Source organism: Cellulosimicrobium sp. KWT-B (genome assembly GCF_002127155.1).
Taxonomy (GTDB): domain Bacteria; phylum Actinomycetota; class Actinomycetes; order Actinomycetales; family Cellulomonadaceae; genus Cellulosimicrobium; species Cellulosimicrobium funkei.
The window spans coordinates 173,022-186,942 of record NZ_NEDO01000002.1 but is presented as its reverse complement, the minus strand read 5'-3'; the positions used below and the strand labels follow the sequence as shown (position 1 = coordinate 186,942).

The following is a 13,921-nucleotide window of genomic DNA, read 5'->3' as shown; positions in this document are numbered from 1 at the left end:
GAGGGAGTGCGCCCGGTCGACCAGGCGGCCGGGCCGGAGACCAGGAGGGCCCGCTCATGACCGCGTCGCAGCCGCAGGACCGCCGGGGCACCGGCGACGAGCAGGACTGGCGGGACGAGCAGGAACCGGCCCGCGGCGAGCCGGACATCGGCACCGCGGGGGCGTTCCCCGCGCTCGCCAACGACGCGCTGCCGAAGGACCCCGAGGTCCCCACCGACGTCGACCCGGGCGACGAGCGGAGCTGGAGCGGCGACGACGTCGACGACCCGGGCGCGGAGCCGGGTGCCGGCGCGTCGGGCACCGGCCGCTGAGGCCGACCGAGCGGTCCCGCGGCGCCGGGGCGCGGCGCCGTCGGGGACACTAGGAGCAGCACTGTCTGTCGATGCAAGGAGTCCTAGGTGCCCCAGGGAACAGTCCGATGGTTCGACGCCGACCGAGGGTTCGGCTTCATCGACCTCGGGAACGAGGCCGAGGACCTGTTCGTGCACGCGTCCGAGATCGTCGGTGACGACGGCCCGAAGCAGCTCCGCGAGGGGCAGGTCGTCGAGTTCGAGATGGGCACCGGCGACCGCGGCCCGCAGGCGCGGCGCGTCCGCGTGACGGGCGACCGCGCCGCCGACGCGCCCGTGGGCGTGCTCGGCACGGTGGTCTGGTACGAGCCGGCCAAGGGCTACGGCTTCGTCACGCCCGACGGGCGCAGCGACGAGATCTTCCTGCACAGCTCGGCCATCGTCGGGGGCGGCGTCGTCACGGAGGGGCAGCGCGTGGCGTTCCTCGTCGTCGAGGGCGAGAAGGGCCCGCAGGCGGACCACCTGCTGCCGCTCGGCGCGCAGGCCGCGCAGCCCGCGGCGGACGGCGCCGACGGCACCGTGTCCTGGTACGACGACGTCAAGGGCTTCGGCTTCGTCGCTCCCGACGGCGGCGGGGACGACATCTTCGTGCACGTCAGCGCCCTGAGCCGCGGGCTCACCGAGCTCGCCGAGGGTGCGCGCGTGACGTACGACGTCGTCGAGGGCGACAAGGGGCCGAACGCCCGGAACGTGCAGCTCGTGGGAGGCTCCGGGCGCCCGGGGCCGGACCGCGGCCGACCGGGCTCGGACCGTGGTCGACCGGGCTCGGACCGTGGTCGTCCGGCGTCCGGCGGGCGCGTGCGCGGCGGCGAGGGCACGGTCGCGCGGTACGACGCCGACCGCGGCTTCGGCTTCATCACGCCCGACGCCGGGGGCGAGGACCTGTTCGTGCACGTGTCCGTCGTGCGCGGCGGGGAGGAGCTCGAGGAGGGTGACCGGGTCCGGTTCAAGATCCGGCAGAGCGACCGCGGGCCGCAGGCCGACGGCGTCGAGCTGATCTGAGCGAGGGGCGGCGCGGCTCCCGTCGAGCCGCCCCGCCCCGCACCCGCCCCGCCGCGTCCCACCGCGGCGGGGCGCGGTCGTCCTCGCCGGGGGCCGCGGGGATTGCCCTGGAAGTCGGTGGTGCCGGTCCCTAGGGTCGTCGGATGGACGCCCAGGAGATCCGCTCGGCCTACCTCGACTTCTTCGCCGCCCGGGGGCACGCCGTGATCGAGCGAGCGCCCCTCGTCCTGCGCGAGGACCCGACGACCCTGTTCACGGGCGCGGGCATGCAGCCGCTGATGCCCTACCTGCTCGGCGTGCGTCCGCACGCCGCCGGGCGGCTCCTGGTCGACTCGCAGCCGTGCCTGCGGTCGCAGGACATCGACGAGGTCGGCGACCGACGGCACACGACCTTCTTCGAGATGCTGGGCAACTGGAGCCTGGGGTCGGCCGACGTCGAGCGGCAGGTCCGGTGGTTCGCCGACTTCCTCGCGCTCGTCGGCGTCGACCTCTCGCGCCTCTACGTCACGTGCTTCCGCGGGTCGGTCGAGCACGGGATCCCCCGGGACGAGACGGCGGCCCAGGCCTGGGTCACGGTGTTCGCCGAGCACGGCATCGAGGCGTCGGTCGTGGACGTGGGGTCGCGTGCGGACGGGGACCGCGACGGCATGCGCGGCGGCCGGGTCTTCCTCTACGACGCCGAGGAGAACTGGTGGAGCCGGGGAGGTGGCCTGGAGGGCACGCCTGTCGGCGACCCCTGCGGGCCGGACTCGGAGGTCTTCTACGACCTCGGCCCGGAGCTCCACGACCCGTCGACCGGGGAGCCCCATCCGGCGAGCGAGGGCGGGCGGTTCGTCGAGATCGGCAACCAGGTGTTCATGCGCTACCGCCGCACGAGCGAGGGCTTCGTCCTCCTCGACGAGCCGAGCATCGACTTCGGGGGCGGGCTGGAGCGCATCGCCGCCGCCGCGACGGCGACGCCCGACGTGTTCGACGTGAGCCTGCTGCGGCCCCTGGTCGACCGACTCGAGGACCTGAGCGGTCGCACGTACGAGGACGACCCGCGCCCGTTCCGCGTGATCGCGGACCACGTGCGCGCCGCGACGTTCCTCGCCGCCGACGGCGTGCGGCCAGGCAACAAGGCCCACGGGTACGTGCTGCGGCGGCTCGTGCGCCGGGCCGTGGTGCACGCGCTCCGGCTCGGGCTGGAGGACCGGTTCGTCGACGACCTCGTCGCCGTCGTGGCCGGGTCGTACCGCGACGCCTACCCGAACCTGGTCGAGCAGCGCGAGGAGCTGAGCGGCGTGCTGCGGGACGAGGAGTCGCGCTTCCGGCGCACGGTGCACCGAGGGCTCCGAGAGCTCGACAGGCTCCGGGGCACGACCGTCACGGGCGACCACCTGTTCGTGCTCGCCGACACCTGGGGGTTCCCCGTCGAGCTGGCGGTCGACGAGGTCCGCCGCCGCGACATGCCCCTCGCCGTCGACTGGCAGGAGGGCTACGCGGAGCAGCGTGCGCGCCAGCAGGCGCGTTCCCGGGCGGCCGCGAGCGGGGAATAGTGCGGGTCGCGTGAAGGTTGAGCCTGATGGACTCAAGTTGAGCCGGGTGAGGTTGCGCGAGCACCGACCACGGATCTACCTTGAGTGAAGCAGACTCAACCCGGTGTGCCGAGGCGCAGCAGCGCCGTCGGGCACCCAGAACGACGGAGGCACACACATGGCACGAGCAGTCGGGATCGACCTCGGCACCACCAACTCGGTGGTCGCCGTCCTCGAGGGCGGAGAGCCCACGGTCATCGCGAACGCCGAGGGGTCGCGCACGACGCCGTCGGTGGTCGCCTTCTCCAAGACCGGCGAGGTCCTCGTCGGCGAGGTCGCCAAGCGCCAGGCGGTCACGAACGTCGACCGCACCATCAGCTCGGTGAAGCGCCACATGGGCACCGACTGGTCGGTGGAGATCGACGACAAGAAGTACACCGCGCAGGAGATCTCCGCGCGCATCCTGGGCAAGCTCAAGCGCGACGCCGAGGAGTACCTGGGCGAGCCCGTCACGGACGCGGTCGTCACCGTCCCGGCGTACTTCAACGACGCCGAGCGCCAGGCGACCAAGGACGCCGGGCAGATCGCGGGCCTCAACGTGACCCGCATCGTCAACGAGCCCACCGCGGCCGCGCTCGCCTACGGCCTGGAGAAGGGCAAGGAGGACGAGCTCATCCTCGTCTTCGACCTGGGCGGCGGCACGTTCGACGTCTCGCTCCTCGAGGTCGGCAAGGACGAGGACGACTTCTCCACGATCCAGGTCCGCGCGACCTCGGGCGACAACCGCCTCGGTGGCGACGACTGGGACAACCGCATCGTCGAGCACCTCATCAAGCAGGTGAAGAACAGCTCGGGCGTCGACCTGTCGAAGGACAAGATCGCGCTCCAGCGTCTGCGCGAGGCCGCCGAGCAGGCGAAGAAGGAGCTCTCGTCCGCGACGAGCACCACCATCTCGATGCAGTACCTCTCGATGAGCGAGAACGGCCCCATCCACCTGGACGAGAAGCTCACGCGCGCCCAGTTCCAGCAGATGACGCAGGACCTCCTCGACCGGACGAAGGCCCCGTTCCACAAGGTCATCTCCGACGCGGGCGTCTCCGTCTCCGACATCGACCACGTCGTGCTCGTGGGTGGCTCCACCCGCATGCCGGCCGTGACCGACGTCGTCAAGGAGCTCACGGGCGGCAAGGAGCCGAACAAGGGCGTCAACCCGGACGAGGTCGTCGCCGTCGGCGCGGCCCTGCAGGCCGGCGTCATCTCCGGTGACCGCAAGGACGTCCTGCTCATCGACGTGACCCCGCTGTCCCTCGGCATCGAGACCAAGGGCGGCGTGATGACCAAGCTCATCGAGCGCAACACGGCCATCCCGACCAAGCGCAGCGAGATCTTCTCGACGGCCGAGGACAACCAGCCGTCGGTGCTCATCCAGGTGTTCCAGGGCGAGCGCGAGTTCGCGCGCGACAACAAGCCGCTCGGCACGTTCGAGCTCACCGGCATCGCGCCGGCCCCGCGCGGCGTGCCGCAGATCGAGGTCACCTTCGACATCGACGCGAACGGCATCGTCCACGTCGGCGCGAAGGACCGCGGCACCGGCAAGGAGCAGAAGATGACCATCACGGGTGGCTCGGCGCTGCCCAAGGAGGACATCGACCGCATGGTCAAGGAGGCCGAGGAGCACGCGGCCGAGGACAAGAAGCGTCGCGAGGACGCGGAGACCCGCAACCAGGCCGAGGCGTTCGTCTACTCGACCGAGAAGCTCGTCTCCGAGAACAAGGAGAAGCTCCCCGCCGACGTCGTCACCGAGGTCGAGGCCGACATCGCGTCGGTCAAGTCCGCGCTCGAGGGCGAGGACGCCGACGCCGTGAAGACCGCGCACGAGAAGCTCGTCGCGTCCTCGCAGAAGATCGGCCAGGCGCTCTACGCCTCGGCCGAGCAGGAGCAGGCCGCCGGCAACCCCGGCGCCGCGCAGGACGACGCCACCGCCGCGGCGGGCGCGACGTCCGCCCCGGACGAGGACGTCGTCGACGCCGAGATCGTGGACGAGGAGGACGAGCGCAAGTGACGGCCGACGGACCGACCGACCCGCAGGGCCCCGAGGAGCAGGCCGGGCGCGAGCCCGGCCAGGGCTCCGACGACAAGCCCTTCCAGTTCACGGACAAGCGCAAGGTCGACCCGGAGAGCGGTCGGCCCCGCCCCGAGGGCGAGGCCGGCGGCTCCGCGGGCGACGACGCGGAGACGGACCCGCTCGCGGGCCTCGACTTCGAGCCGTCCGACGAGGCCGAGGTCGACGCCGCGGTCCTCGCGGCGAAGGCCGAGGCCGCGGAGCACCTCGACGCGCTCCAGCGCGAGCGGGCCAGCTTCACGAACTATCGCAACCGGTCGCTGCGCGACCAGGAGGCCGCGCGCACGAAGGGGATCGAGGACGTGCTCACCGCGCTCCTGCCGGTCCTCGACGACATCGACCGCGCGCGGCAGCACGGCGAGCTGACGGGGCCGTTCGCGGCCATCGCCGACAAGCTCGACGCGTCGCTCGAGAAGTTCGGGATCGAGCGCTACGGCGCGGTCGGGGACGAGTTCGACCCCACCGTGCACGAGGCGCTCATGCACCAGCCCGACCCCGAGGCCACCGCCACCACGGTGAACCTCGTCATCGAGCCGGGCTACCGGATCGGGGACCGGGTCGTGCGCGCCGCGCGCGTCTCGGTCGTCGGCCCGCAGTAGCCACCCCTTCCTCGTGCCCGACGGCGCGGGCGCACCTCCCGCGCGGAGGTGCGCTCCGCCGTCGGGCACGCGAGGATCACCAGCAGCAGACCCACCGGCAGCAGCCACGGAACGAAGGACCAGGACCACGACCACCGACAGGAGGGAGGCGCCGTGACCGGACAGGACTGGATGGAGAAGGACTTCTACGCCGCGCTCGGCGTCCCCAAGGACGCCGACGACGCCGCGATCAAGAAGGCCTACCGCAAGCTCGCCCGCAAGTACCACCCCGACCAGAACCAGGGTGACGCGAGCGCCGAGGCCAAGTTCAAGGAGATCGGCGAGGCGTACGCCGTGCTGTCGGACCCCAAGGAGCGCGAGCAGTACGACGCGATCCGGGCGATGGCGGGCGGGGGCGCGCGCTTCTCCGCGGGCCCCGGCGGTGCCGGGGGAGCGGGCTTCGAGGACGTCTTCGGCGGCATGTTCGGCGGCGGCGGGGGGCCGGGCGGCACCCGGGTCCGCTACTCGACCGGCGGCCAGGGCGCGGGCGGGTTCGAGGACATCCTCGGCTCGATGTTCGGCGGCGGCGCGGGCCAGCAGTTCGGCGGCCCGCGGCCCCGCGCGGGCGCCGACCTCGCGGCCGCCACGACGCTGCCGTTCCGGCAGGCGGTCGAGGGGTCCACCGTGACGTTCACCGTCGACGGCCGCACGGTCACGACGCGCATCCCGCCGGGCGTCCGCGACGGCCAGAAGATCCGGCTGCGCGGCAAGGGCCGCCCCGGCACGGCGGGCGGACCCGACGGCGACCTCGTCGTCACCGTGCACGTCACCCCGCACCCGGTGTTCTCGCTCGACGGCGACAACCTGCGGATCACGGTCCCGGTGACGTTCCCCGAGGCCGCGCTCGGCGCCACCATCGCCGTCCCGACGCTCGACGGCTCGACCGTCAAGGTCAAGGTGCCGGCCGGCACGCCGTCGGGGCGCACGCTGCGCGTCCGCGGCCGCGGCGTGAAGACCGCGAAGTCGACCGGCGACCTGCTCGTCACGGTCCAGGTCGCCGTGCCGCAGAAGCTCTCGAAGGCCGCGCGCGAGGCCGTCGAGACGTTCGCCGCCGAGACCGCCGGCCAGGACGTGCGCGCCGACCTGGTCCGCCAGGCCGCGGAGTGACCGGCGCCCGGAGCGCCGGCTCGGGAAGGAGGCCCGGATGACCGCGTACCGCACGGACGACGCCCGGACGGGTCCGGACGTGACGCCCGACGTCGACCAGGACGCGCCCGTCCTCGTCATCTCGCAGGCCGCCGCGCTCGCAGGCATGCACCCGCAGACCCTGCGCCAGTACGACCGCCTCGGCCTCGTGGTGCCGCGCCGCACCGCGGGCCGGGGACGGCGGTACTCGCTGCGCGACGTCGCGAAGCTGCTCGAGGTGCAGCGCCTCAGCCACGACGAGGGCATCAACCTCGCGGGCATCCAGCGGATCCTTGCCCTCGAGTCCCAGGTCGAGCGGCTCGAGCGGCGCATCGAGGCGCTCTCGGCGCGCGTCGAGCCGGGCGGCCGCGTGTTCGCCGCCGCGGCGAGCGGCGACGTCGTCGTCGTGCCGCGCGGGCGCAGCGTGCGGCGCGGGGTCGAGGAGGCCCTGCGCGAGACGCTCGTCGAGCACGGCGAGGCGCGCGCGCTCGTCATCTGGCGGCCCCGGGCCGACGGCACCGACAACTGACCTGCGACGAGGCAATTCCGCAAGAATGCCGTGCGCTAATTGCAGCGCATTCCTGCATTTCTTAGCAAGGCCTTCCTTGCTATACACCGAGGAATTCCGGGAATACCGTGGAACGCGGAGACCGACCCACGGCGGGTCCTCGGAGACAGGAGATCGCGATGAGCAGCCTCACGGAGATGCCCCAGGTCGTCGAGTGTTCCATCGACGGCTGCGGCTACAACCACGACCACGGGTGCCACGCGGGCGCCGTGACGATCGCCGGTCACACGGGTGACGCCGAGTGCGCGACGTTCATCCCGCTGGGCACGAAGGGCGGGCTGGAGAAGGTGCTCGCGCACGTCGGGGCCTGCCAGCGCACGGAGTGCGTCCACAACGCCTCGCTCGAGTGCTCCGCGCCGTCGATCCGCGTCGGGGCGGGCGCGTCCGGCGAGGACCGGGCCGACTGCCTCACCTTCACGCCGCGCTGACGCGCGGTCGCAGCCTTGCTCGCGGGCGGTCGGTCACCTGCCGGCCGCAGACGCCCCCGGACGCCCCGGACCACGTGCTCGCCCGCGTGGGACGGGGCGTCGTCGTGTCAGCGCTGGAGCGTGTCGAGGAGCTGGACGGCCGCCGTGTGGGTGCGGGGGAGCGGTTCGAGCCAGACGCGCGGCGGCCGGCGCAGGATGGCCGTGACGCCCAGCGCGAGCCCGGTGCGCTCGATGTTGTGGCGGAGCACGGTGCGCACCATGGCGTCGTCGGCGTCCCGCTCGCCGAGCACGACGAAGAGCCCGTTGCCGATCGAGGCCATGGGGTGGCCCTCGCCGAACGTGTGGGTGAGCGCGCGGCCCATCGCCGCCGACCGCGCGAACCGCTGCCAGCCCGTCAGGTCGTCGAGCGCGACGTCGACGACGAGCAGCCCGTGGGTCTGGGTCGCGTCGAGGCCCGCGCGCTCGGCCGCGCCGTACGTCTCGCGGAGCCGGTGCACCAGGTACTGGGTCGTCGCGAGACCGGACTCCGGGTCCAGGACCTCGGGTGCCACGGGGCTGGCCTCGTACCCCTCAGACCAGCCGACCGCCACGCCGCGGACCAGGTCGACGACCGGCTCGCGGTCGTGGGCGCGGTACAGGCAGACGACGTCGTCGATGGCCTCGCCGATCCCGACCCCGGCCTCCGCGCGGACGCGGCCGAGCCGCTCGGCGGCGGGCGTCGCGTCCCGCTCCTCGCACAACGCCTCGACGAGCGCGTCGACGGCAGGGTGGTACCAGTCGCCCGGCCGTAGCCAGACGCTGTCGGCGCTCGCGCGCCGCCACCGCTCGCGCACGGCGTCGGTCGCGGGCACGGCGTACCCCGGGAGGTGGTCCATGTAGATGAGACGTGCGGGCGGGCGGTCCATGACGCGGGAACGGCGAGGAGTTTCCAGGACCTCACGTCCCGGGTCAAAGGGGACGAAAGCCAGAAAGCACCGCCGTTCCCGTTCCGGTGGCGGGAACCCTCTGCCCGTGAGATGGACGGGCGTCTACTATGGCCACCGTAGCCTCGGTTCGGGGCGGTCTCCGGGGCGGGTGACGATGACGCAGGCACAACGGGTGGACAGCGAGGCGTTCAGCGACGCCGAGCTCATCACCGCCGTACGTGCAGGGGACACGAGCGCCTACGGGGTGCTCTACGAGCGGCACGCCGGGGCCGCGCGCACGGTCGCGCGCCAGTACGTCCGCTCGAGCGCCGACGCCGACGACGTCGTGTCCGACGCGTTCGCCCGCACCCTCTCCGTGCTGCAGAACGGCGGCGGCCCGGACGTCACGTTCCGCGCCTACCTCTTCACGGTCGTGCGCCGTCTGTCGTACGACCTCGTCAGCGGGGCGCGGCGCACGCAGCCGACCGACGACGAGCGCACGTTCGAGTCCGCGTTCGGCCCGATGGCCTCGACGGAGGACCCGACGCTCGAGGGCTTCGAGCGCTCGACGGTCACGCGCGCGTACCAGGACCTGCCGGAGCGGTGGCGTGCCGTGCTCTGGTACACCGAGGTCGAGAACCTGTCCCCGGCCGAGATCGCCCCGCTGCTGGGCCTCACCGCGAACGGCGTCTCCGCGCTCGCGTACCGCGCCCGTGAGGGGCTGCGCCAGGCGTACCTCCAGCAGCACCTCACGTCCGTGCCCGCCGAGGAGTGCCGCACGGTCAACGCGCTCCTCGGGTCGTACGTGCGCGGGGGCCTCGCCAAGCGCGAGACGGCACGCGTCGAGTCGCACCTCGAGGGCTGCGACGACTGCCGCGGGCTCGTGCTCGAGCTGGGCGACGTCTCCCACGGCATGCGCGCCGTCATCGCCCCGCTCGTGCTCGGCGTGGGCGCGCTCGGTCTCGTCGGGACGGCGCTGCCCACCACGGGTGGCGCGGCGGTCGCCGGCGGGCTCGCGGCCGCGCTCCAGGGCGCGTCCGGCAGCGGGACGGCGAGCAGCTCGGGCGCCGGTGGGTCGGGCGGCGCTGGCGGGTCGAGCGCCGGCGGGTCGAGCGCCGGAGGATCGGGCGCCGGTGGGTCCGGCGCGGCGGGAGGCTCGGGTGCTGCCGGCGGGTCCGGTGCGGCGGGCGGGTCCGGTGCGGCGACCGGTGCCGGGGCCGGTGCGGGCGTCGGCGGCGGCGCCGGTGCAGGCGCCGCCGGGACCGGGGTGATCGGCGGGGCCGGTGCGGCGGCGGGAGCCGTCGGCGCCGCGGGCAGCGTCGCCGGGGGAGCGGCCGGTGCGGGCGCGGGTGCCGGGGCTGCCGCGGTGGGTGGAGCAGCGGCCGTCGGCGGTGCGGCGGCGGGCGGTGGTGCCCTGGCCGCGGCCGGGGCCGGAGGCCTGCTCGCGCTGGTCGCGTCCGCGCCCATCGCCGCGGCGGCGGTCACCGTGGGCGTCCTCGCGGTCGCGGGGCTGGGCGTCGCGGGCGCGCTCGGGGCCTTCACTCCCGAGCCCACGCCGCCACCGACCTCGCAGTCGTCCCCGACGCCGTCCGGCTCGTCCCCGTCTCCGTCCCCCTCGCCGAGCTCGGGGACGACCGCCCCGACGCCCGACCCCACGACGGACCCGACGTCGCCCACCAACATCCCGCCGGCGCCGACGGACCCCGCCACCCCCGACGCGACGACGGCTCCGCCTGCGGGTGGGGCCGCGCCCGGCGGGACGAGCCCGGTCGGCTCGACGCCCACCGACCCGGCTCCCGGCGGCTCGACCCCCGTCGACCCGGGGACCGGCGAGCCGACGCCCGTCGACCCGCCGCCGGAGCCCGCTCCGGCCGCGCTCGACGTCGCGCTCGGGACCGGTATCGAGATGGAGGCGCGCAAGCCCGCGGACGTGCGCCTGACGGTGTCGAACTCGGGCGGGAGGGCGGCGCAGAACGTCACGGTCGAGGTCGACCTGCCGGCCGGCGTCGAGGCCGTCACGTCGTCGGTCGTCGCGCGCGGCGCGTCGGTCGCGCCCGTGCTGCGCACGGCTGCGCTCCCGTGCGGTCCCGCCGCTGCGGGCGGGACGCTCGCGTGCGCGGTGGGCGTGCTCGCGCCCGGCGAGGCGCGCGACCTCGTCGTCACGGTCACGGCCCGCGGCGGCGGCGTCTACGAGTTCCCGGCGCGCGTGAAGGCGGAGGGCCTGCGGACGGTCGAGCGCAACCTCACGCCGCCGCCGCTGAAGTACGTCGGCGCGGAGGTCCGGCTCGACGACGAGCGCGTGGCGCTCGCGGCGAACCCCGGGTCCGCGACGCTCACGCTCACGGCCGCCAACACCGGCGACCGTGATGCCCAGGGCGTCCGCTTCACCGTGCCCGAGCTGCCGAAGGGGCTGTCCCTCCGACCTGTCGACGACGGCTGGACCTGCACCACCCCGGCGCGGGGCGCCGCTCTCGAGTGCGCGAACGACACCGTGCTGCCCGCGCCGGCCCGGGGCGCGTCCGCGGGACGGTCGGTCGAGCTGGCGGTCGAGCTGCGCGCGAACGGTGCGTTCGTGCCCGAGGTCCAGCAGCGCGACGACGGCGCGCTCCGCGTGCTCCCGGCGGACGTCCCCGTCGAGGTGCGGGCCGGAGCCGACGACCAGGCAGTCACGGCGAGCCGCACCCTGAGCGCGGCGGTGCCGCTCGCGTGGCTCGGGGCCGACGGCGTCCAGGTCCGCGCGGAGAACGCGGACGGCACGGTGCGGTACACCGCCGACGTCGCGAACCGGACGGGCGCGCCCGTCACGGTCGGCCTGGCCGCGCCCGACACGCCCGCGTGGCACGCGGCCGACCTCCCCGCGCGCACGAGCGTCGGTGAGAACGCCTCGCTGGTCGTCGACGTCAACGCGCCCGCGGTGCCCGCGAGCATGCTCGTGCTCTCGCAGGAGCGGCTGCTCGTCGGGCCGGGCGGCGAGGCGGTCGTCTCGCGGCCGCCGAGCGACGTCGCGCTCGCCCTCGACGGCCAGACGATCGCGCCGGTCGTCCCGGACGCGGCGGTCGCGCAGTGCGTGTTCGACCCCGAGACGGACACGTCGTCCGCCGCCGCGACGCTGACCTTCGACAACTCCGCCTCCACCCTCCCGGTCGAGTTCTCGGTCGACGGGCACCCGGGCCTCGCGCAGACGGTCCCGGCGCGGGCCCGTGCCGAGGTCGAGCTTCCTCCGGCGGGAGCCGCGCCTGCGACGTACGCGCTGCGGGCCGACGGCGACGCGCTCGTCTCCCGCACGGTCGGCGCGGTCGACTGCTTCGCGTGGGACGTCGAGGGCTCGGCGACCGCGGAGTGGGCGCCCACCGAGGGCGGCGGCTCCGTCGTGGTGAGCGGGACGTTCCGCAACGACCACGCGGCGGCGACGCTGCGCGTGGCCCTGGACGGCGGAGCGCTCGGCACGACGCGCGCGGTCGACGTCGCACCCGGCGCGGAGGCCGTGCTGACCCTCGACACCGGCTCCCGGCAGGTCGCCGCGGGCGAGGTCGCGTTCCGGGTCTCCCGGCTCGACGGCTCGGGCAGGTCGCACGTCGTGACCGCCGCGTACGACGCCGTGCGGCACGCGCCCGCGGTGGACGCGCCGACCGTCGGGGCGTGCCGGCTCGGCCCGGCGACCGAGCGGTCGTCCGCCCCGGTCGCGCTGCGCTACGACAACACGCGCTCGACCGTCCCCGTGGTGTTCGCCGTCGCCGGTCGCGACGACCTGACGCGCACGGTCGACGGCGGCCGGGACGCCGTCGTCGACGTGCCCGGCGGTGTCGGGGAGGCGTCGCTGACGCTCGACGTGCTGGCCGACGGCGCGGCCCTCGCGAGCCACGAGGTCCCGGGCGTCGACTGCTTCGACTGGTCCGTCGCGGACGGCTCCGCATCGGCGACGGCCACGTGGGTCGTGCCGGACGGCGCGGGCGCCGGCGCGGCGGTCGTGCGCGGGACGTTCCACAACCCGTACCGGGCGACGACGCTGCGGGTCACGATGACCACGCCGTACGGCGCCGCCGCGCCCGTGGAGGTCGCCCCGGGCGCGACCGCGACGCTCGCCGTCGACACCCGCCTGCGCGACGTCCCGGCGGGGGCGGCCACGTTCGCGGTCGAGCGGGCCCACGCCCCCGGCCTGGCGGGGAGCACGCTGAACGCGTCGTACGCCGCGACGACCTACGCGCCGTCGTGGGCGCGCACGGCGACGGTCGAGGCGCGCTGGCAGGACGGCTCGATCCGGCTCGTCGGCACCCTGACGAACGACACGGCGGAGACGCTCGACGCCCGGATGCTCGGCGGCGCGCTCGGGGACTCCGCCCCGGTGAGCGGCATCAAGCCGGGGGAGACGGCGACCTTCACGATCGACACGGGGGCGCTCGACGTCAAGGCCGGGAAGGTGACCTTCCGCCAGTACCGCTGGGTGCTCGGGAAGGGCTTCCAGGACTCCGCCCTCGCGGCGACCTACCGGGGCGCGGCGTACGTGCCGGACTGGGCGGCGACGCTCACGGCGACGACGCAGTGCGCGCCCGGCGGGGGCGGGGTGGTGCTCACGACCGGTCTGCGGAACGACGCCGACGAGCCGACCCGCGTCGTCGTGCGCACCCCGTTCGGCACGCGCGACCTCGGCGAGGTCGCGCCGGGTGCGAGCGCGAGCGTCGACCTGCCCGCGGGTGCCCTCGCGGTGCGGTCCGGTGCGGTCACGTTCGAGCTCTCGCGCACGGTCCTCGGCACCCCGTTCGCGGAGACGGTGACGGCCCGGTTCGACGCGCTCGACTGCGCGGTCGTGGCGCCCGGCGGGAGCCTCGTCCTCGGTGACCCGTACTACGACGCGAAGCGTGGTGACTCGTTCCGCACGGTGTCCGTGCTCCTCGACAACGCGGGCTCCAACGTCCCGCTGACCTTCCGGGTCACCGGGCAGGCGAAGGGCCAGTGGGACCTCGCGGCCGGCGAGCGCCGCACGGTGGCGCTGGGCGAGGCCTCCGGGTCCGGGGCGAAGTACGTCCTGCACGCGGGGTCGTGGTCCGAGCAGCTCGTGGTCGACCCCTTCAGCGCGGCGCCCGCGTGCTACGCCGCGTGGGACGCGGGGGAGTGGTACGGCTTCGGCGACGAGGTGTCCTACGGCGGCTGGAACTACACCGCGCGGATCGCGAACGTCCTCATCCGGCCCGACCGTGACCCGCTCGGGGTGATCTGGCAGCGCGAGGCCCGCTGCGAGGGCTGACACGCCCGACGTCCGTCTCCGGGC

At 74.7% G+C, this 13,921-nt stretch carries 10 protein-coding genes; 9 read left to right on the top strand and 1 reads right to left on the bottom strand.

Annotated features, from left to right (window positions below; all coding sequences use genetic code 11):
• Positions 1 to 56: 56 nt before the first annotated feature.
• The 8 genes from B9L22_RS07070 to B9L22_RS07035 all read left to right on the top strand — a co-directional run bounded on the left by B9L22_RS07070 (position 57) and on the right by B9L22_RS07035 (position 7,750).
• A complete protein-coding gene (locus tag B9L22_RS07070) occupies positions 57 to 311 on the top strand; it encodes a hypothetical protein (protein ID WP_086149822.1) in 255 nt (84 codons plus the stop codon).
• A gap of 87 nt (positions 312 to 398) precedes the next feature.
• A complete protein-coding gene (locus B9L22_RS07065) occupies positions 399 to 1,352 on the top strand; it encodes a cold-shock protein (RefSeq protein WP_086149821.1) in 954 nt (317 codons plus the stop codon).
• A gap of 143 nt (positions 1,353 to 1,495) precedes the next feature.
• Complete coding sequence (locus B9L22_RS07060; protein ID WP_086149820.1) at positions 1,496 to 2,890, top strand: alanine--tRNA ligase-related protein; 1,395 nt, start codon at positions 1,496 to 1,498, stop codon at positions 2,888 to 2,890.
• Between the two features lie 157 nt (positions 2,891 to 3,047).
• Positions 3,048 to 4,931 carry a molecular chaperone DnaK gene (dnaK, locus tag B9L22_RS07055; RefSeq protein WP_021479837.1) on the top strand — a complete coding sequence of 628 codons (1,884 nt, stop codon included), beginning with the start codon at positions 3,048 to 3,050 and terminating at the stop codon, positions 4,929 to 4,931.
• Positions 4,928 to 5,590 carry a nucleotide exchange factor GrpE gene (gene grpE, locus B9L22_RS07050; RefSeq protein ID WP_086149819.1) on the top strand — a complete coding sequence of 221 codons (663 nt, stop codon included), beginning with the start codon at positions 4,928 to 4,930 and terminating at the stop codon, positions 5,588 to 5,590. The genes dnaK and grpE overlap by 4 nt, the downstream gene beginning before the upstream one ends.
• 153 nt (positions 5,591 to 5,743) lie before the next feature.
• Positions 5,744 to 6,736 carry a DnaJ C-terminal domain-containing protein gene (locus B9L22_RS07045; RefSeq protein ID WP_086149818.1) on the top strand — a complete coding sequence of 331 codons (993 nt, stop codon included), beginning with the start codon at positions 5,744 to 5,746 and terminating at the stop codon, positions 6,734 to 6,736.
• Between the two features lie 37 nt (positions 6,737 to 6,773).
• On the top strand, positions 6,774 to 7,283 hold the full coding sequence (locus B9L22_RS07040) for a heat shock protein transcriptional repressor HspR (protein WP_083384591.1): 510 nt from the start codon (positions 6,774 to 6,776) through the stop codon (positions 7,281 to 7,283).
• Between the two features lie 158 nt (positions 7,284 to 7,441).
• The gene (locus tag B9L22_RS07035; RefSeq protein WP_021482763.1) at positions 7,442 to 7,750 is read left to right on the top strand and encodes a DUF1540 domain-containing protein; all 309 of its coding nucleotides are present in this window, start codon (positions 7,442 to 7,444) and stop codon (positions 7,748 to 7,750) included.
• A 107-nt stretch (positions 7,751 to 7,857) separates the two neighbouring features.
• Here the strand turns inward: B9L22_RS07035 and B9L22_RS07030 are convergent, their stop codons facing one another.
• Complete coding sequence (locus tag B9L22_RS07030; protein ID WP_233139835.1) at positions 7,858 to 8,655, bottom strand: hypothetical protein; 798 nt, start codon at positions 8,653 to 8,655, stop codon at positions 7,858 to 7,860.
• 193 nt (positions 8,656 to 8,848) lie between these two features.
• Between B9L22_RS07030 and B9L22_RS07025 the strand changes: the two genes are divergently transcribed.
• Entirely contained in the window at positions 8,849 to 13,897 is a 5,049-nt protein-coding gene (locus B9L22_RS07025) for a sigma-70 family RNA polymerase sigma factor (protein ID WP_158097164.1), read from the top strand.
• The last annotated feature ends 24 nt before the right edge of the window (positions 13,898 to 13,921 follow it).